Below are 18,028 nucleotides of genomic sequence, written 5' to 3' on the forward strand. Positions count from 1 at the left end.
GCGCCCGCAGGCGCCGCGCTCCCGGGGACGAGCGCCCTCCGGCCGCGGCCTCCTCCGGCTCAGCTGTCGCGGCGGATCCAGCGGAAGCCGAAGCGGCAGGCGACGAGCCCCACGACGAGCCAGATCCCGAGCACCAGCGCGACGCCGCCGAGGTCCCACGACCCGTTCACCTCCGCCTCCTCGAACCCGCTCGGCAGGAACACGGCGCGCATGCCCTGCGCGATCCACTTGAGCGGGAAGACGCTCGCCGTGTTCTGCAGCCAGTCAGGCAGCGTCGTGAACGACAGGTACGACCCCGAGATGAACTGCAGCACGAGCAGCGGCGGCACGATCACGGCGGTCGCGCTCTTGCCCGAGCGGGGCAGCGCGGAGACGGCGATGCCGAGGATGGCCGACGTCGCGACTCCTGCCAGGTAGACCCAGGCGAAGGTCGCCCAGCGCCCGCTGTCGGTGGGCAGCTCGACCGAGAACACCGTCGCCGCGACCAGGAGCAGCAGGGCCGTCTGCGCGAGGCTCGTCACGAGCACCTGGCCGAACTTGCCGATGAAGTAGCTGAAGACCGGCAGCGGGGCTCCCGCGAGCCGCTTGAGCGTGCCGTCGCCGCGCTCGACCGCGATGTCGACCCCCAGGTTCTGCACGCCCGAGAGCAGGATCCCGGCCGCGGCCAGGCCCGGCACGTAGTACTCCGCCATCGGGATGCCCGGGTCCTGCGGGTTCGCCTGCATCACCGCGGTGTCGCCGAACGCGACCGAGAAGATCGTCAGGAGCAGCACCGGGAAGAGGAAGGTGAAGAACACCTGGTCCGGAGCGCGGAAGTACGAGCGGATCTCGTAGCGGGCGCGGGCGAGTCCGAGGCGGACGGTGCGTCCCGGGCCGGTGGAGAGGGTGCGGGGGCGGGTGGCGACGGCGGTCACGCGGGCTCTCCGATCAGGTCGACCGCGTCGCGGTCCTCGCGGATGAGGTCGAGGTAGATGTCCTCGAGGCTGGGGCGGACGACCTCGAGGGCCGTCGGCTCCCCGATCCGGGAGTGCAGCTCGGCGACGGTCCGGGCGGGCTCGGTGGTGCGCAGCCGGTGCAGCACGCCGTCCTCGCGCCACTGCACGATCGGGACGCGCGCCTCGTCCCCTCCGATCGCGCTCATCGGGCCGATGGCCAGGAGCCGCCCGCCGGAGATCACGGCGGCGCGGTCGCCCAGGCGGGCGGCCTCGTCGAGGTAGTGGGTGGTGAGCAGGATGGTCGTGCCCTCGCTCTTGAGCAGAGCGATCAGGTCCCAGAAGGAGTGGCGGGCCTCGGGGTCGAAGCCCGTGGTGGGCTCGTCGAGGAACACCAGCTCGGGACGGCCGATGATGCCGAGGGCGACGTCGACACGGCGGCGCTGGCCGCCGGAGAGGCGCCCGATGCGCGAGCGGGCCTTGGACGTCAGCCCGACGGCCTCGATGGTCTCGTCGACGTCGCGCGGTCGCGGATAGAGGCTGGCGAAGTGCGCGATCTGCTCGCGCACCGTCGCGTTGCCGGACTCGCCGCTGGACTGCAGGACGATCCCCAGACGCGCCTTCCACGCCAGGTCGCCGTGGCGCGGGTCGACCCCGAGCACCGACACCTCGCCGCCGGAGCGGTCGCGGTAGCCCTCGAGGATCTCGATGGTCGTCGACTTCCCGGCGCCGTTGGGGCCGAGGAGCGCGAAGGTCTCGCCCCGGTGGATGTCGAAGGAGACTCCCGCGACCGCCGGAGCGCCCCCGTAGTCCTTCCGCAGGTCGCGGACTCGGACGGCGTGGTCTTCGCTCATCGTCACAGCGTGCCCTGTCGCACCCCTCCGGCGACAGTGATCCCCGATTTCCGCCTCCCTCTTGCCCTCCCCGCCCCGAGATGCCACGCACCCCTCACCTGTCGGACAGGCCCGTCGCAGTACCCGCCGTCACCGTGCGGCACGGCCAAGCGGCGATCCGCGTGTCAGCGGATCGTCCGCGGGACGCGTCCCGCTCTCTGCAACGCACCCCGACGTCGAGCCGACCGCGGCCGATCGACGACGCAGGAGGAGAGAGGCTAAACGGTGCCGAAGAGCCGCTGCAAGCGGCGCACGCCCTCGAGGAGCGCGTCGTCGCCGAGGGCGTAGGACAGGCGGAGGTAGCCGCTCGGTCCGAAGGCCTCGCCGGGGACGGTGGCGACCTCGGCCTGCTCGAGGATGAGGTCGGCGAGCTCGAGGGAGGTCGTCGGGGTGGTGCCGTTCCACTCTCGGTTCAGCAGCCCGTTCACGTCGGGGTAGACGTAGAACGCGCCGCCGGGGGTCGGGCACTCGATCCCGTCGATCGAGTTCAGCTCGGCGACGATGGTGCGGCGGCGGCGGTCGAAGGCCAGGCGCATCTCCTCGGCCGGCTCCTGCGGGCCGGTGAGGGCGGCGATCGCGGCGCGCTGCGAGATGTTCGAGACGTTGCTCGAGAGGTGCGACTGGAGGTTCGAGGCGCCCTTGATCGCGTCGGCCGGGCCGACCATCCATCCGACGCGCCAGCCGGTCATCGCGTAGGTCTTCGCGACGCCGTTGACGAGGATCGTCCGGTCGCGCAGGGCCGGCACCGCCTCGACGATCGAGGTCGCGTGCTCGAGCGGGCTCGCGTCGTCCTGGTCGCCGGTGGAGTAGACGAGGTTCTGGTAGATCTCGTCGGCGATGATCCAGAGGCCGTGCTCCTCGGCCCACTCGCCGATCTCGCGGGTCTGCTCGGCCGAGTAGACGGCGCCGGTGGGGTTGGAGGGGGAGACGAACAGGAGCACCTTGGTGCGCTCGGTGCGCGCTGCCTCCAGCTGCTCGACCGTGACCAGGTAGCCCTGGTCGGCGCCCGCGAACACGTCCACCTGCACGCCGCCGGCGAGCTTGATCGCCTCGGGGTAGGTGGTCCAGTACGGGGTCGGCACCAGCACCTCGTCGCCGTCGTCGAGGAGGGTCTGGAAGGCCTGGTAGACGGCCTGCTTGCCGCCGTTGGTGACCACGACCTGCGAGGGGTCGACGGCCCATCCGGAGTCGCGCGCCGTCTTCTCCGCGATGGCCGCGCGGAGGTCGGGGAGGCCCGCCGCGGGGGTGTAGCGGTAGTTCCCCGGGTCGAGCACGGCGGCCGAGGCGGCCTCGACGATGTGCTCGGGAGTGAGGAAGTCGGGCTCGCCGGCGGCGTAGGACACGACCGGTCGGCCCTGGGCCTGGAGGGCCTTCGCCTTGGCGTCGACCTTCAGAGTGGCGGACTCGGCGATGGCGGCGATGCGGGCGGAGATGCGCGTGGTGGAGGACACGACGGCCAGCGTATCCTGCGCGCGCACGGGGCTCCGAGGCCCCCCGCCGCTCGGCTGGACACGCCCTGCGGGTCCACGTACACTCGTCCGAGGTAGTCGATCTCTGCCCTCATCCACAGCGCCCGCGAGGGTCGCGGCGGACGGGCGGCGGGTCGGTCTCCTCCTCGGATGCTCGCAACGGCATCCATAGGGCGGTGGCTCAATTGGTAGAGCAGCGGTCTCCAAAACCGCAGGTTGCAGGTTCGAGCCCTGTCCGCCCTGCACATCGATGCCCGTCGCACGCGGTCCCCGCGACGCTGCGGTCATCGGTCCAGGGCCGCCCATGACGGGCGGTCGGCCACACCGGAGGTTCCGGTGCGGGAAAGGTGCGTGCAGGTGGCCGGGAAAGCAGTCGACGAGCCGAGCGAGGACGTCGTCGCGATCGCCAATCAGCAGCGAGCCGCGCGGCGCAACCCGTTCGCGCGCATCGCCCTCTTCATCCGGCAGGTCATCGCCGAGCTGAAGAAGGTCGTGACGCCCACCCGCAAGGAGCTGGGCAACTACGTCGTGGTCGTGCTGATCTTCGTCGTCATCATGATGGCGCTGGTGTCCTTCCTCGACTGGGTCTTCGCCCTGGCCGTGACGTACGTGTTCGGCACACCCGCCGCCTGACCCGAGAGCATCCGGGCCGCGCGAGCGGAGGGTGCCGGCGACAGCGGGACGCGCCCCGAGGGGCGCGACCGATCGATCGAGAGAGAGTTGTGACGAGTGTCTGACAGAAACCGCGACGACGTCGACTGGGCGACGGCTGCCGAGCAGTCGTCGGAGGTCGAGGAGGAGCAGGAGGGCGACGTCCAGTCGCAGGCTGAGGACGCCGTCGAGCCCGCCGAGCAGGGTGCGCTGAGCATCATCGACGAGAACGAGTCCGAGGACGACCTCGCCTCCGACCTCGAGGCCGCGCTGGACGCCATCGGCTCCGTCGACGACCCCGAGGCCGACTCCGCGGTCGACGAGGCCGCGCACATCGACACCGTCGAGGAGGCCGAAGCGGCCCTCGAGGCCGTCGAGGACGAGGCCGAGGTCGCCGCCGAGGACGCCGAGTCCGCCGGTGAGGACCTCGCCGACATCGACCCGTACGAGGCCTTCCGCACCGAGCTGCGCGGCAAGCCGGGCAAGTGGTACGTCATCCACTCCTACGCCGGCTTCGAGAAGCGCGTGAAGTCCAACATCGAGAACCGCAAGGTCTCGCTCGAGGCCGAGGACTACATCTTCGAGGTCCAGGTCCCGATGGAGGACGTGGTCGAGATCAAGAACGGCCAGCGCAAGATGGTCACCCGCGTGCGCATCCCCGGCTACGTGCTGGTGCGCATGGACCTCAACGAGGACTCGTGGTCGGTCGTCCGCCACACGCCGGGCGTCACCGGCTTCGTGGGCAACGCCCACAACCCGACCCCGCTGCGCTTCGAGGAGGCCTTCACGATGCTGAAGAGCCTCGTCGAGATCAAGGACGTCGCCCCCTCGAAGACCTCCGGTGCCAAGGGCCAGAAGCAGGCCCAGCGCGTGCTGCCCGCCGAGGTCGACTTCGAGATCGGCGAGACCATCACCATCAAGGAGGGCTCGTTCGCGGGTCTTCCCGGCTCGATCAGCGAGATCAAGCCCGAGAGCGGCAAGCTCACCGTGCTCGTCTCGCTCTTCGAGCGCGAGACCCCGGTCGAGCTGTCGTTCGACCAGGTCACCAAGCTCTGACGCGTCGCCTCCGCGCCGCGTGAACGCCCCCTCCGCACGTCGGAGGGGGCGTTCGCCGTTCCGGGCGGCGCTCCCTCCGGCACCGCCCCACGCGCACCCGGGCGTCGGCCCCTCCTCCGCCCTGTCGGGGGTGGCCCCGCTCGTGTAAGCTCGTACGGGTTTTCGTGTCGGCGCCCGCCTCTGTGCGCGCCGGACGACCCTCCTCCACCGCGATCCGGCACCGTCGGATGCGCGGGAGAGCGGCCGGGAGCCCCCGACCGCTCGAACCCTGAGAAAAGGAATCAGAATGGCCCCCAAGAAGAAGGTCACCGGCCTGATCAAGCTCCAGATCAAGGCCGGCGCGGCCAACCCCGCGCCCCCGATCGGTCCGGCGCTCGGTCAGCACGGCGTCAACATCATGGAGTTCTGCAAGGCGTACAACGCGCAGACCGAGTCGCAGCGCGGCAACGTCATCCCCGTCGAGATCACCGTCTACGAGGACCGCTCGTTCACCTTCGTGCTGAAGACCCCGCCCGCGGCGGAGCTCATCAAGAAGGCCGCCGGCGTCGCCAAGGGCTCCTCGACCCCGCACACCGTGAAGGTCGCGAAGCTCACCCAGGCGCAGGTCCGCGAGATCGCCGAGGCGAAGCAGGTCGACCTGAACGCCAACGACATCGACGCCGCCGCGAAGATCATCGCCGGCACCGCCCGCTCGATGGGCATCACGGTCGAGTAGCGCGACGGCTGCTCGACGGCGGGAGCGACGCGCCCACCGGCGCGGACCCACCGCGGAAGCCTCGAGAACCCGACGGCGGCCCCTCAGCGGGGTCGCGCCCGGTCCGGAAGCGCCTCCGCAGGACCTCTCCGCCTCCCGCGAGCAGCAGTCACGGCCGCGATCGCGGCACCACCAGAACTCCATCACCCCCGTGGGAGAGCCCGCCAGGCTCTAGAACCACATTCTCGTTTCAAGGAGAAACAACATGGCACAGAAGTCGAAGGCCTACCGGGCCGCCGCGGCCAAGCTCGAAGAGGGCAAGTTCTACACGGCCGACGAGGCCGTCGCGCTCGCCCGCGAGACCGGTTCCGCCAAGTTCAACAGCACCGTCGAGGTCGCCCTCAAGCTCGGTGTCGACCCCCGCAAGGCCGACCAGATGGTCCGCGGCACGGTCATCCTGCCCCACGGCACGGGCAAGACCGCCCGCGTCATCGTGTTCGCTACCGGTCCGGCCGCCGAGGCCGCGCTTGCCGCCGGTGCCGACGAGGTCGGCGGCGCCGAGCTCATCGAGAAGGTAGCGGGCGGGTACACCTCGTTCGACTCCGCCGTCTCGACCCCGGAGCTCATGGGCCAGGTCGGCCGTCTCGGAAAGGTGCTCGGCCCCCGCGGCCTCATGCCCAACCCGAAGACCGGCACCGTGACCCCGGACGTGGCGAAGGCCGTGACCGAGATCAAGGGCGGAAAGATCGAGTTCCGCGTCGACAAGCACGCCAACGTGCACCTCGTCGTGGGCAAGGCCGCGTTCACCGAGGAGCAGCTCCAGGAGAACTTCAAGACCGCGCTCGACGAGATCCTCCGCCTCAAGCCGTCCTCCTCGAAGGGCCGCTACATCCAGAAGGCCGCCGTCTCGACGACCTTCGGCCCCGGCATCCCGCTGGACGTCAACGTCCTGGCCTGAGCCGGGCACGCACTGACGTGAGGAGGGGGTCCGCTTCGGCGGGCCCCCTCCTTCGTCGTCCCGGCATACTGGACCGGTGATCCGCCGCTCCACTCCGCCGCGCCTCCCGTGACCGTCCGCCGCGCGTCGGCCGCCGACGCCGAGGCCGTTGCCGAGCTGGCCGCCGCGACCTTCCCGCTGGCCTGCCCGCCGCACACCACCGCGGAGGCGAAGGCCGAGTTCGTCCGCATCGTGCTCTCGGTCGAGCGCTTCCGCGACCACCTCGCCGATCCGCTCCGCTCGCTCCTGGTCGACGACGACTCCGGCGCGCTGACCGGCTACGCGATGCTCGTGCGCGGGGAGCCCGCCGACGCCGACGTCGTCGCGGCGATCCGGCTGCGTCCGACCGTCGAGCTCAGCAAGTTCTACCTCCTGCCCGGCCGGCACGGCTCCGGAGCGGCGGCCGCGCTGATGGCCGCGACCCTCGAGGAGGCGCGGGCTCACGATGCCGCGGGCGTCTGGCTCGGCGTCAACGAGGAGAACGCGCGTGCTCAGCGCTTCTACTCCAAGCACGGCTTCGCGGTCGTCGGCCGCAAGCGCTTCCTCGTCGGCGACCGCTGGGAGGACGACTTCGTCCTCGAGCGCTCTCTCACCTGACCCTCCCCGCGAGACGCCACCCGGGCACGCGACGCGCTCCGCGTCGCGTACCGGAGCGGCCCCTCGCGGAGATCAGCCCTCGGAGACGGTGAGGACGATCTTGCCGCGGGTGTGGCCCGTCTCGAGCTGCTCGTGCGCCTCGCAGGCGCGGGCGAGAGGGAAGATGCCGTCGATGAAGACGCGGACGTCGCCCGACTCGAGAAGGCGCGAGACCACGCCGAGGGTCGCCCCGTCGGGAGCGACGCGGTAGGTGGAGGCGCGCACGCCCGCAGCGGCCGCCTCCTCGAAGAACCCGGGCCAGCTCCCGGTGGGCGCGTTCACGATCAGGCCCCCGGGGCGGAGGACCCTCAGCGAGCGCGAGCCCGTGTCGTCGTGGACGTTGCCGACCAGATCGATGACCACGTCGACGCCGGACAGCAGCTCGTCGAAGCGCTCGGCCGTGTGGTCGATCACCTGCGCGGCGCCGAGCTCGTGCAGCCACTGCAGGTTGCGGGTCGAGCCGGTCGCGATCACCGAGGCGCCGAAGTAGGCGGCGAACTGCACCGCGAAGTGGCCGACTCCGCCCGACCCGGCGTGAATGAGGATCCGCTGACCCTCGTGCGCCTTGGCGAGCTCGACGACCATGCCCCAGGCGGTGAGCGCCGCGAGCGGGACGCCGGCCGCTTCGACGTGGGAGAGCGTCGACGGCTTCCGCGCGATGGAGACGCTCGGCACGCTGACGTACTCCGCGTAGGAGCCCGAGTAGCGCGGCACCATGACGAAGCCGTAGACCTCGTCGCCCGGCCGCAGCGGATGCGCCGGGTAGGGGCTCGAGACGACGACGCCCGAGAAGTCGTGGCCGAGGACCGCCGGGTAGGAGGCGATCTGCGAGGCGACCCCCTGGCCCGCGCGCGTCTTCGCGTCGAGCGGGTTCACGCCGGCCGCGACCACCTTCACGGTGAACTCGGCGTTGATGGCGGAGGGTGTCGGCACGGTCGCCAGGTGCAGGGCGGAGGCGTCGCCCGGCGCGTCGATCACCGCCGCCGTCATCGTGTCGGGGAGGACGACCTCCTCCGGGATCTCGCCGATCGCGAGGCCGTGCCCGAGCGCGCTGGTGTGCATCGTCGCCTTTCCTGTCGCTGAGGCGTGCGGGTGGAGCGTGCCGAGGACGTCGCCCCCGATCCCCGCATCCGACGCCGCGACCAGTCAATCGAGGCAATGAGTCGGCGCTGTTACGGGGGTGTCACCCTCGGGAGAAGATTGGCGCGCGGAGCCGCGGGCGCCCGGTCTGGCACGATGAGGGGATGCGACGCCGACGTACCCTGCTGGTCGGCGGTGCCCTCCTTGTCCTGGCCGGGCTCGTGGTCCTCCTGGCCGCCCGGATCAGCATCGGCACCAGCCGCTGGGTCTACGTCAGCGAGATGGGCGCGCCGGACCTGCCGACGGCGGGCGCCTTCGAGGCCGCCCTTCTGCTCGTGGCGGCCGGCGGCGCGCTGATCGCCGCGGGCGCCTGGCCGGTGCGCGCCCGCCTGCTCCCCGCCCTCCGCCCGGCGGGCGCGATCCTCCTGGCGGCCGCCTGCTTCGCGCTCGCCTCGCAGGTGACCTGCACGGCGGGCTGCCCGCTGCCGGTCGGGCCGGCCTTCCGCTGGCAGGACCTCATCCACACCTCGGCCGCCGTGCTCGGCTTCGGGGCCGCCTGCGCCGCGATGCTCCAGCTGGCGACCGTGCGGGGGCGCCCTGCGGTCGCGCGGCTCTCGCTCGCCGCGGGGATCTCGGTGGCGGTCGTCGCCGGGACGGGCGGGATCCTGTCGCTCCTGCGCGTGTGGCTGCGGCTCGGCGGCACGCTCGAGTTCGTGGCGACGGCGATCGCAGTGCTCTGGCTCGCGTTCGTCGGCCTGGTGCTCGCGCTCGAGGACCTCAGCGCCGAGCGAGCCAGCCGCGGACGTGCCCGCGGATCCGGTCCTGCTGAGCGGCGAAGCCCTCGTCCCGCGACGGCACCCGCTCGCAGTCCGCATCCGGAAGAGCCCTAGCCCACGCCTCCGCGACCTCGACCGGGTGCACGGGGTCGCGCTCGGCCGCGATCACCAGGGTGCGCGCGATGACCTCGCCCAGCTCTCCGGAGTCTCGGTAGGCGGCGTTCCGCGGGATCTGGGCGAGCCGAACGGCGCGCTCGGCCGCCCGCGGGGAGCGGAACTGCAGCGTCAGCGCCTCCGCCGACGCGGGGGACACCTCGGCGGCGCGCGCGAACGGGCCCGAGGCGCGGAACATCCGCTCGCCGCGCTTCGCTCCGTGGTCGTGCAGCAGCTGCGCGATGACGGGGAACACGGTGAGGTTCTCGGGCAGCGGCTCGGCGGTGAAGGCGGGACGCACGAAGACGGCGCGGTCGATCGGCAGCACGCGTCGGACGGCGAGGCGCAGGGCGATCGCCGCGCCCATCGAGATGCCGAGCACCGTGAGCGGCTTGTGCGCGGCTCCGGCCCGCACGACCTCCTCCGTCACCTCGTCGGCCAGCGCCTCGAGGGCGAAGTCGCCGGGCGCGCCGAGCAGCTCGGAGGCGCCGTGGGCGCGGACGTCCGGAGCGATGACCTCGCTGCCGGCGGGGAGGGCGGAGCGCAGCAGCCCCAGGGGCTGGGAGCGGTCGCCGCCCAGGCCGTGCAGGAGGAGGACCGTCACCGGGCGCGCGTCCGCTCGTGCAGCTCGGCCATCAGCATCCCCGCCAGCCGCACGAGGATGTGGATCTCGTCCTCGTCGCGGTCGACCCAGCGGGAGTTCGGCTCGCCCTCGATCGGCACGAAGTCGCGGTGCTGCTCCCAGACGACGAGCGTGCGCTCGGCGCCGAGGACGTACTGCTGCCAGAAGACCTGCCGCAGGTAGTGGCGCGGGATGCTCCGCCACGGCTTCGTCGTGGTCTTGATCTCGCAGAGCTCGAGCCGGCCGTCCTCGCGGAGGCCGATGCCGTCGGGCGTGGCGAGGTGGCGCCGCTCCTGGCTCGCGTGGAAGAGGGTGCTGCTGGGCTCGATCGCGTGCTCGCTCCGCACCCAGGCGGCGATCTCGGGCTCGCGGGCGCGGCCGTGGTCGGTGAAGGCGTTGCCGCCGAAGCCGGTGCCGTAGAGCTTGTCGAGCGCGGCCCTGCCGATCGCGGCGGGGGAGGAGAGGCGGGCGACGTCGGTCGCCGTGATGCCGCGCGAGCGGGCGCGGAGCCAGGCGACGCGGTCCGAGGAGTCGGCGACGACCCTCCGGAGGTGCGGGGGCTCGGCGTCCGTGAAGACGGGCTGCGTCTCCCAGGGGAAGGAGAGCTGCAGGTCGGGCACCGATTCATTCTCTGCCCCCTGCGGCGCCCGGTCGAATCGGCACGCCGACCCGCGGCCTCTCACCGGGGCGCGACGGCCCGAGCCGGCGGCTCAGGCGTCGAGGAAGGCGTCGACGTGCGCGGGGGAGAGGAGATGGCGCCGGACCATCAGGGCGGCACCGCGGACGCCTCCGCCCTGGGCCGCGGCCTGCACGATGTCGAGCGCGCGGGTCGCCAGGGGGAGGGAGCGGCGGTAGACGACCTCGCGGACCCCGGCGAGGACCTCGTGGCTGGCCTGGGCGATGCTGCCGCCGACGACGATGACGGACGGGTTCAGGAGGTTCACGCAGGTGGCGAGCACCTCGCCGATGTCGCGGCCCGCGGCGCGCGTGAGCTCGACGGTGGTGGGGTCCCCGCCGGTCAGCAGGGTGACGACGTCGGAGGTGCTGGCGGCGTCGATCCCGGACTCGGTCAGCCGGCGGGCGATCGCCGAGCCGCTCGCGATCGCCTCGAGGTCGGCCTCGCCGCGGTCGCCGGGGACCTGCACGTGGCCCAGGTCGCCCGCGGCTCCGAGGGCTCCGCGCTGCAGGGCGCCGCCGCTGACGATCCCGGCTCCGATGCCGGTGGAGACCTTCACGTAGAGGAGGTCGTCGACGTCGGCGTAGTGGTCGGCGTGCTCGCCGAGCGCCAGCAGGTTCACGTCGTTGTCGACGAGGACGGGCACGGGGAGGCGGCGGCCGACGAACTCCGGGATGTCGAAGCGGTCCCAGCCGGGCATGATCGGCGGCTTCACCGGGCGGCCCGTCGCGTGCTCGACGGGTCCGGGGACGCCGACGCCGACTCCTGCGAGCGGGCCGGCCGCCGGAGTCCGGCCGAGCAGGGCCGCGGCGACGTCGAGGGCGTGGCCGAGGACGGCGAGGGGGCCGTCGGCGATGGCGATGCTCTCGCGGCGGCGGGCGAGGACCGTGCCGTCGAGGTCGGTCAGGGCGACGACGGCGTGCGCGGCTCCCAGGTCGACGGCGAGGAGGCTGCGCGCCCGGGGGTCGAAGGCCACGCGGGCGGCGGGACGGCCGCCGGAGGAGGGGGCGTCGTCCTGCCGGGCGACCAGGCCCGAGGCGGTGAGGACGTCGAGCTGGGCGGAGACGGCCGCGCGCGGCAGGCCCGTCTCGGCGACCACGTCGGCCCGCGTCCGGGGAGCCCCGTCGGCCAGCAGGAGCAGCAGCTCGCCGACCGCGCTGACGGTGATGCGGCGGCGCGGGGACATGGCCAGAGTCAACCACAGCGCCCGTGCTTCTGTGCGGCGGGCGCCCGACTTGGCGGGCGCGCAGGGCTAGTTTTGCTTGTCCGCGAGCAAAAGTCCGCGTAGGGTTCGAGGCACACCTTCCGATGCGATCAGGAGCCCCACCGGTGGCCACACCCCCAGACCTCTCTGTCCAGCTGTACTCGGTGCGCGAGCCGCTCGCGGCCGATCTTCCCGCCACCCTCGACCGCCTCGCGGCGATCGGCTTCACCACGGTCGAGCTCTTCGGGTTCGTCGACCTGGCCGACGCCTACCGCGCGGCGCTCCCGGCCAGCGGACTGCGCGCTCCCAGCGCCCACGCGCGCCTCCTCGGCCCGCAGGGCGACGCCACCGTCGACGAGATCCTCGACACGGCCGCCTCGCTCGGCGTCGAGACCGTGATCGACCCCTTCGTCGACCCGACCCGCTGGACCACCGCGGACGACGTCGCACGCATCGCCGACGAGCTGAACGCGCTGGTCGACTCCGCCGCCGCCCGCGGCCTGGTGCTCGGCTACCACAACCACGCCTTCGAGTTCGAGAACCGCGTCGACGGCCGCAGCGCCTTCGAGCACCTCGCGGGCCTGCTCGACCCGCGCATGGTCCTCGAGCTCGACACCTACTGGGCGGCCGTCGGCGGCGACGACCCGGTCGAGGTGCTCGGACGCCTCGGCGACCAGGTGCGCTTCCTGCACGTGAAGGACGGCCCGATCTCGACCGACACCCAGGAGCAGCTGCCCGCGGGCGAGGGCGCGATGGACGTCCCGGCGATCCTCGCCGCCGCTCCGCAGGCCCTGCCCGTGCTGGAGTTCGACGCCTACGCCGGCGACATCTTCGAGGGCCTGGAGTCGGCCCACCGCTACGTCTCGGGGCTCGGCGCATGAGCGGCACCGGCCGCGTGGGCGTCGGCGTCATCGGCGCCGGCAACATCAGCACCCAGTACCTGACCAACCTCACCGTCTTCCCCGACCTCGAGATGCTCTTCGTCGCCGACATCGACCTCGAGCGGGCGAGGACCCAGGCCGAGGCCTTCGGCGTCCCCGCCTCCGGCACCGTCGAGGAGCTCCTCGCGCACGAGGGCGTCGAGATCGTCGTGAACCTCACGATCCCGGCCGCGCACGTCGAGGTCGCGCGCCGCGCGGTCGAGGCGGGCAAGCACGTGTGGACCGAGAAGCCCTTCTCGCTCGACCGCGACAGCGGGATCGAGCTGCTCGCGCTGGCGAAGGAGAAGGGGCTGCGCGTCGCGACCGCTCCCGACACCTTCCTGGGCGCGGGCCTCCAGACGGCGCAGCGCGTGATCGAGAGCGGAGCCATCGGCACGCCGCTCTCGGCCCTCACCCTCTTCCAGGGCCCCGGCCCCGAGTCGTGGCACCCGAACCCGGAGTTCTTCTTCGCCGAGGGCGGCGGACCGCTGCTCGACATGGGCCCGTACTACATCACCACGCTCGTGCAGAACCTCGGCCCCGTCGAGAGCGTCACCGCCGTCTCGTCCCAGGCCCGCGCCACCCGCGTCGTGGGCTCCGGCCCGAAGGAGGGCACCGAGTTCCCGGTGACCATCCCGACGCACATCGGCGGGCTGCTCCGCTTCGAGTCCGGGGCCTCGGCCCAGGGCGTGTGGAGCTTCGAGTCGAGCCTGCCGCGCACCGGCTTCGTCGAGATCAACGGCTCCGAGGGCACCCTCGTCCTCCCCGACCCGAACCAGCACGACGGCGAGATCACCCTCCACCGCCGCGGGTCCGCCGAGCCGGAGGTCATCGCGGCGACCGGCTCGACCGCCTCCCGCGGCACCGGCGTGCTCGAGCTCGCCCGCGCGATCCGGGCCGACCGCCCCGAGGCCGCCTCCGGAGACCTCGCGTACCACGTCACCGACGTGATGCTCTCGCTCCTCGAGGCCGCCGAGACCGGCGAGAAGGTCCTCGTCACCAGCTCCGTGACGCCCCGCCCCGCACTGCCCGAGAGCTGGGACCCGACCGAAGCGACCCTCTCCTGATGCCCGCGCCCCTGCGCGTCGGCGTGCTCGGCGGCGGCTTCATGGCGGCCGTGCACAGCCGCGCGGCCCGCAGCGCCGGAGCGGTGCTCGCCGGAGTCGCCTCCTCCACCCCGGAGAAGGGCGAGCGGGCGGCGGCCGAGCTCGGCGTCGAGCGCGCCTACCCGGACGCCCGGGCCCTGATCGAGGACGAGAGCATCGACCTCGTGCACGTCTGCACCCCGAACGCCACGCACGCCGCACTCGCGCTCGCGGCGATCGAGGCGGGCAAGCACGTGGTCTGCGAGAAGCCGCTCGCCGCGACGCTGCGGGAGGCGGAGTCGCTCGCTGCGGCCGCGTCCTCCGCCGGCGTGGTGGCGACCGTCCCGTTCGCCTACCGCTTCCACCCGATGGTGCGCGAGGCCCGTGCCCGCGTCGCCTCCGGCGAGACCGGCCGTCTGGTCACGGTCCGCGGGAGCTACCTCCAGGACTGGCTGCTGGGCGCCTCCGACGACAACTGGCGCGTCGACCCGGCCGCCGGCGGCCGCTCGCGCGCCTTCGGCGACATCGGCTCGCACCTGGTCGACCTGCTGGAGTTCGTCACCGGCGACCGGATCGACTCGCTCGCCGCGATCACGAGCACCGTCCACGCCGAGCGCGGCGGCCGCCCGGTGAGCACCGAGGACGTGGCCGGCCTGATCGTCCGGCTCGAGGGCGGCGCCGTCGGCACGCTCCTCGTCTCGCAGGTCACCGCGGGCCACCGCAACGAGCTGGTGCTCGAGGTGTCCGGGCTGGAGGAGTCGCTGCGCTTCGAGCAGGAGCTCCCCGAGACACTGTGGGTCGGCCGGCGCGACAGCGCCCTGCTGGTGCCGCGCGACGCCTCGATCCTCGCGCCCGATGCGGCCCGGCTCTCGATCGTGCCGAGCGGTCATCCGATGGGCTACCAGGACGCCTTCACGGCGTTCGCCCGCGACACCTACGCCGCCGTGGCGGGCGCCGACGTGCAGGGTCTGCCGACCTTCGCCGACGGCCTCCGCGCGGCGCGCATCACCGAGGCCGTGCTCGACGCGGCCGAGACAGGCGCCTGGGTGATCGTGCCCGCCGCCGACGACCGGACGGAGATCGCCGCATGAGCGACGAGAAGACCTACCCCGCCACCCACCCCGTGACGCTGTTCACCGGCCAGTGGGCCGATCTGCCCTTCGAGGAGGTCGCCCGACTCGCCGCCGAGTGGGGCTACGACGGACTCGAGATCGCGGCCTCGGGCGACCATCTCGACCTCAAGCGCGCGGATGAGGACGACGCCTACGCCGCTTCGCGCTTGGAGATCCTCGACCGCTACGGCCTCGAGGTCTTCGCCATCTCGAACCACCTCACCGGCCAGGCCGTCTGCGACGACCCGATCGACTTCCGCCACAAGGCACTCGTGCGCGACTACACCTGGGGCGACGGCGACGCGGAGGGGGTGCGGCAGCGCGCCGCCGAGGACATGAAGCGCTCGGCGCGAGTCGCCCGCAAGCTCGGCGTGGACGTGGTCGTCGGCTTCACCGGCTCGAAGATCTGGCCCTACGTGGCGCAGTTCCCGCCGGTCCCGGCCTCCGTCATCGACGAGGGGTACGAGGACTTCGCGACCCGCTGGAACCCGATCCTCGACGAGTTCGACGCGAACGGCGTGGTCTACGCGCACGAGGTGCACCCGTCCGAGATCGCCTACGACTACTGGTCGAGCGTGCGCACCCTCGAGGCGATCGGGCACCGCCCGGCCTTCGGCTTCAACTGGGATCCGTCGCACATGATGTGGCAGGACATCGACCCGGTCGGCTTCATCGTCGACTTCAAGGACCGGATCTACCACGTCGACTGCAAGGACACCCGCCTGCGCCCGAAGAACGGCCGCGCCGGCGTGCTCGGCTCGCACCTGCCCTGGGGCGACCCGCGCCGCGGCTGGGACTTCGTCTCGACGGGGCACGGCGACGTCCCGTGGGAGGACGCGTTCCGGGCGCTGGAGTCGATCGGCTACTCCGGCCCGATCTCCATCGAGTGGGAGGACGCCGGGATGGACCGCCTCCACGGCGCGAAGGAGGCCGTCGGCTTCATCCGCTCGCTGCTCTGGAGGACCCCGACCGCGTCGTTCGACGCCGCGTTCTCGAACCAGTAGCCGCGCGGCTCCCCTCGGCGGGATCCCGCTCCGGTCCGCAGGCCACGTCCCCCGCGCCGGATCGGGGTCCTGCAGGCGGGGGTGGGGTCAGTCGGCGGCCTTGGCGGCGCGCTCGGACTTGATGCGGGCCTGCTCGCGGCGGACCTCCGCGTAGCGGTTATGCTCGACGCGCAGCCACTCGGGGACCTCGTCGAGCAGGGCCTGGATCTCGGGAGTGGTCAGCGCCTCGGTGACGCCGCCGCGGGCGAGCCCCGAGATGGAGACGTTCAGCCGGGAGGCGATGACGGAGCGGGGGTGCGGCCCCTCCTCGCGCAGCTGCACGAGCCAGGCGGGCGGATTCGCGGCGAGCTCGTCGTACTGCTCGCGCGTGATCGCCGACTCCTGGAACTCCTCCGGGGTCGCGGGCAGGTAGACCTGCAGCTTCTTCGCCGCGGTCGCAGCCTTCATCGTCTGTGTCGCCTTGGCCATGCGGCAACCCTACCGGCGCGGCGCGGACCACCTACCCTGAGGGGATGAGCGAGCAGCCCGAGACCGTCGACCCGCAGGCCGCTCCCGAGGCGGAGGGGCGTCCGGAGGGCGGGGCGGACGCGGCGGCTGTCGACGCGTCGGCCGGATCGGGCGCGGTCGGCGCCGGAGCCGGAACCGAGTCGGACGACACCGACGGCGCCTCCGAGGACGGCGACTCCGACGACCTCGACTCCGAGGACAGCGACGCCGGGGACAGCGATGTCGACGACGCCGCCGCCGACTCCGACGCCGAGGACGCCGTCCCCGCCGGCCCCGTGCTCGCCGTCGCCCTCGTGCCCGGCGTCACCCCCACCAAGTGGACCCGCGTCTGGGGCCAGCGCCGCTCCGATCTCCCGCTGCGCATCACCGTCGTCGCCGAGCGCGATCAGGAGCAGGCGCTGCTCGACGGCCGCGCGCAGCTGTCGTTCGTCCGCGGCGACGTCTCCTCCTCCGCCCTCAGCTCCATCCACCTCTACGACGAGCAGCCCGTCGCCGTCGTCGGCCGCGAGCACGTCCTGGCCGCCGCGGAGGAGCTCGACGTCGCCGAGCTGGCCGGCGAGCACCTCCTCCAGGATCCGGAGGACGTGCCGGAGTGGGCCGCGGTCGCCGAGGAGCTCGCGGACGGCTCGCGGCGCCCGCTGCCGCGCATGGCCGGCCTCGACGACGCGGTCGAGCAGGTCTCGGCCGGCGTGGGCGTGCTGATCGTGCCGCAGTCGGTGGCGCGCGTGCACAGCCGCAAGGACGTCACCGCGGTGCCGGTGACCGGCGTCGCTCCCTCCTCCGTCCGCCTCGCCTGGGTGACGGACGACAAGGGCGACGACGTCGAGGACTTCATCGGAGTCGTCCGCGGCCGCAGCGCGAACACCACGCGCGGAACCGCCGCGACGCCGAAGGTCGAGTCGCGGGCGAAGGCCGCCAAGGCGAAGGCGCGGGAGGCGCGGGAGAAGGCGGAGAGGGCCGGCGGCGGCAAGAAGAAGCCGGCCCGCGCCAAGGCGTCCGCGCCGGCGGTGCGGCGCACCCGCAAGCCCCGCGGCCGCTGACCGTGGCCGACGACGCCGGCTGGTCGCTCCGCCCCGCCACCGCGGAGGACGCCGCGGCGATCGCCGAGCTGCGCGCGGTCGTCATGCGCCCGTCGCTCGAGACGCTCGACCGCTACGACGAGCACCGCGTGCGGCACCGCTTCCTCGACGGCTACCGGCCCGAGCTCACCCGGGTGATCGAGCTCGACGGCGCCTTCGCCGGGAGCATCGCCGCGCGGGTCGAGCCGGACGCGGTCTGGATCGAGCACTTCTACCTGGCGCCGCACGCACAGGGACGCGGAGTCGGCGGCGCCGTCCTGCGCCGGGTGATGGCGGAGGAGGCGCGGCCGGGTCTGCCCTTCCGGCTCGACGTGCTGAAGCGCAGCGACGCCCGCCGCCTCTACGAGCGGCACGGCTTCCGGTTCGAGCGCGCTCTGGAGTGGGACGACATCCTCGTCGCGCCGCCTGTCTCCTGACCCCTGATCGGGGAGGACGACGGGGCGCGGGCCGCCGCTAGCATGAGCGAGATCCCCTCCGCCGGG

At 72.9% G+C, this 18,028-nt stretch carries 20 protein-coding genes and 1 tRNA gene; 13 read left to right on the forward strand and 8 right to left on the reverse strand.

Translation table 11 applies throughout. From position 1 onward, the window contains the following. Nucleotides 1-59: 59 nt before the first annotated feature. The 3 genes from C5B92_RS04335 to C5B92_RS04345 all read right to left on the reverse strand — a co-directional run bounded on the left by C5B92_RS04335 (nucleotide 60) and on the right by C5B92_RS04345 (nucleotide 3,285). Nucleotides 60-914, reverse strand: coding sequence for an ABC transporter permease (locus tag C5B92_RS04335; protein WP_104223629.1), 855 nt, complete (start codon nucleotides 912-914; stop codon nucleotides 60-62). Further along, nucleotides 911-1,786: an ABC transporter ATP-binding protein gene (locus C5B92_RS04340; RefSeq protein ID WP_104254889.1), complete on the reverse strand. Its 876-nt coding sequence runs from the start codon at nucleotides 1,784-1,786 to the stop codon at nucleotides 911-913. The genes C5B92_RS04335 and C5B92_RS04340 overlap by 4 nt, the downstream gene beginning before the upstream one ends. Before the next feature lie 257 nt (nucleotides 1,787-2,043). After that, a complete protein-coding gene (locus tag C5B92_RS04345; protein ID WP_374952915.1) occupies nucleotides 2,044-3,285 on the reverse strand; it encodes a pyridoxal phosphate-dependent aminotransferase in 1,242 nt (413 codons plus the stop codon). A 179-nt stretch (nucleotides 3,286-3,464) separates the two neighbouring features. Between C5B92_RS04345 and C5B92_RS04350 the strand changes: the two genes are divergently transcribed. From C5B92_RS04350 to C5B92_RS04375, 6 genes are all read left to right on the forward strand, one after another. Next, nucleotides 3,465-3,537 (forward strand) — tRNA-Trp (locus C5B92_RS04350). Between the two features lie 114 nt (nucleotides 3,538-3,651). Beyond that, nucleotides 3,652-3,927, forward strand: a complete 276-nt coding sequence (gene secE / locus C5B92_RS04355; RefSeq protein ID WP_068208793.1) for a preprotein translocase subunit SecE — start codon at nucleotides 3,652-3,654, stop codon at nucleotides 3,925-3,927. Between the two features lie 96 nt (nucleotides 3,928-4,023). Further along, entirely contained in the window at nucleotides 4,024-5,001 is a 978-nt protein-coding gene (gene nusG, locus C5B92_RS04360; RefSeq protein WP_104223631.1) for a transcription termination/antitermination protein NusG, read from the forward strand. Between the two features lie 286 nt (nucleotides 5,002-5,287). Beyond that, nucleotides 5,288-5,716 carry a 50S ribosomal protein L11 gene (rplK, locus tag C5B92_RS04365; protein WP_104223632.1) on the forward strand — a complete coding sequence of 143 codons (429 nt, stop codon included), beginning with the start codon at nucleotides 5,288-5,290 and terminating at the stop codon, nucleotides 5,714-5,716. A gap of 244 nt (nucleotides 5,717-5,960) precedes the next feature. Then, on the forward strand, nucleotides 5,961-6,653 hold the full coding sequence (rplA, locus tag C5B92_RS04370; protein ID WP_104223633.1) for a 50S ribosomal protein L1: 693 nt from the start codon (nucleotides 5,961-5,963) through the stop codon (nucleotides 6,651-6,653). A gap of 108 nt (nucleotides 6,654-6,761) precedes the next feature. Further along, on the forward strand, nucleotides 6,762-7,289 hold the full coding sequence (locus tag C5B92_RS04375) for a GNAT family N-acetyltransferase (RefSeq protein ID WP_104254829.1): 528 nt from the start codon (nucleotides 6,762-6,764) through the stop codon (nucleotides 7,287-7,289). Between the two features lie 72 nt (nucleotides 7,290-7,361). Here the strand turns inward: C5B92_RS04375 and C5B92_RS04380 are convergent, their stop codons facing one another. Next, nucleotides 7,362-8,390 (reverse strand): NADP-dependent oxidoreductase, encoded by a 1,029-nt coding sequence (locus C5B92_RS04380; RefSeq protein ID WP_374952914.1) that lies wholly within the window; start codon nucleotides 8,388-8,390, stop codon nucleotides 7,362-7,364. Between the two features lie 182 nt (nucleotides 8,391-8,572). On the opposite strand from C5B92_RS04380, the gene C5B92_RS04385 reads away from it, so the two are divergent. Next, nucleotides 8,573-9,298 carry a DUF998 domain-containing protein gene (locus tag C5B92_RS04385; protein ID WP_104223635.1) on the forward strand — a complete coding sequence of 242 codons (726 nt, stop codon included), beginning with the start codon at nucleotides 8,573-8,575 and terminating at the stop codon, nucleotides 9,296-9,298. On the opposite strand, the gene C5B92_RS17170 is transcribed toward C5B92_RS04385, so the two are convergent. The 3 genes from C5B92_RS17170 to C5B92_RS04395 form a co-directional block, all read right to left on the reverse strand. Then, a complete protein-coding gene (locus C5B92_RS17170) occupies nucleotides 9,186-9,941 on the reverse strand; it encodes an alpha/beta fold hydrolase (RefSeq protein ID WP_181028730.1) in 756 nt (251 codons plus the stop codon). The genes C5B92_RS04385 and C5B92_RS17170 overlap by 113 nt on opposite strands. Next, a complete protein-coding gene (locus C5B92_RS17175; RefSeq protein WP_104238303.1) occupies nucleotides 9,938-10,570 on the reverse strand; it encodes a YqaJ viral recombinase family protein in 633 nt (210 codons plus the stop codon). The genes C5B92_RS17170 and C5B92_RS17175 overlap by 4 nt, the downstream gene beginning before the upstream one ends. Before the next feature lie 99 nt (nucleotides 10,571-10,669). Beyond that, on the reverse strand, nucleotides 10,670-11,821 hold the full coding sequence (locus C5B92_RS04395) for an ROK family transcriptional regulator (protein WP_104223637.1): 1,152 nt from the start codon (nucleotides 11,819-11,821) through the stop codon (nucleotides 10,670-10,672). Nucleotides 11,822-11,964: 143 nt separating this feature from the next. Between C5B92_RS04395 and C5B92_RS04400 the strand changes: the two genes are divergently transcribed. From C5B92_RS04400 to C5B92_RS04415, 4 genes are read left to right on the forward strand one after another with little or no spacing between them, the layout of a single operon-like run. Beyond that, nucleotides 11,965-12,720: a sugar phosphate isomerase/epimerase gene (locus tag C5B92_RS04400; RefSeq protein ID WP_258061254.1), complete on the forward strand. Its 756-nt coding sequence runs from the start codon at nucleotides 11,965-11,967 to the stop codon at nucleotides 12,718-12,720. Then, nucleotides 12,717-13,826 carry a Gfo/Idh/MocA family protein gene (locus C5B92_RS04405; RefSeq protein WP_104350101.1) on the forward strand — a complete coding sequence of 370 codons (1,110 nt, stop codon included), beginning with the start codon at nucleotides 12,717-12,719 and terminating at the stop codon, nucleotides 13,824-13,826. The genes C5B92_RS04400 and C5B92_RS04405 overlap by 4 nt, the downstream gene beginning before the upstream one ends. After that, nucleotides 13,826-14,935 (forward strand): Gfo/Idh/MocA family protein, encoded by a 1,110-nt coding sequence (locus tag C5B92_RS04410; protein ID WP_104350102.1) that lies wholly within the window; start codon nucleotides 13,826-13,828, stop codon nucleotides 14,933-14,935. Before C5B92_RS04405 ends, C5B92_RS04410 begins: the two co-directional genes overlap by 1 nt. Beyond that, on the forward strand, nucleotides 14,932-15,960 hold the full coding sequence (locus tag C5B92_RS04415; RefSeq protein WP_167299019.1) for a sugar phosphate isomerase/epimerase: 1,029 nt from the start codon (nucleotides 14,932-14,934) through the stop codon (nucleotides 15,958-15,960). Before C5B92_RS04410 ends, C5B92_RS04415 begins: the two co-directional genes overlap by 4 nt. Before the next feature lie 87 nt (nucleotides 15,961-16,047). On the opposite strand, the gene C5B92_RS04420 is transcribed toward C5B92_RS04415, so the two are convergent. After that, on the reverse strand, nucleotides 16,048-16,428 hold the full coding sequence (locus C5B92_RS04420; protein ID WP_104350103.1) for a DUF5997 family protein: 381 nt from the start codon (nucleotides 16,426-16,428) through the stop codon (nucleotides 16,048-16,050). Between the two features lie 44 nt (nucleotides 16,429-16,472). On the opposite strand from C5B92_RS04420, the gene C5B92_RS04425 reads away from it, so the two are divergent. Both C5B92_RS04425 and C5B92_RS04430 read left to right on the forward strand, forming a co-directional pair. Further along, nucleotides 16,473-17,507: a LysR substrate-binding domain-containing protein gene (locus tag C5B92_RS04425; RefSeq protein WP_104350104.1), complete on the forward strand. Its 1,035-nt coding sequence runs from the start codon at nucleotides 16,473-16,475 to the stop codon at nucleotides 17,505-17,507. Nucleotides 17,508-17,509: 2 nt separating this feature from the next. Next, the gene (locus tag C5B92_RS04430) at nucleotides 17,510-17,962 is read left to right on the forward strand and encodes a GNAT family N-acetyltransferase (protein ID WP_258061255.1); all 453 of its coding nucleotides are present in this window, start codon (nucleotides 17,510-17,512) and stop codon (nucleotides 17,960-17,962) included. Nucleotides 17,963-18,028 lie beyond the last annotated feature (66 nt).

Origin of the sequence: Rathayibacter sp. AY1A4 (genome assembly GCF_002930955.1) — a bacterium.
Lineage (GTDB): Bacteria > Actinomycetota > Actinomycetes > Actinomycetales > Microbacteriaceae > Rathayibacter.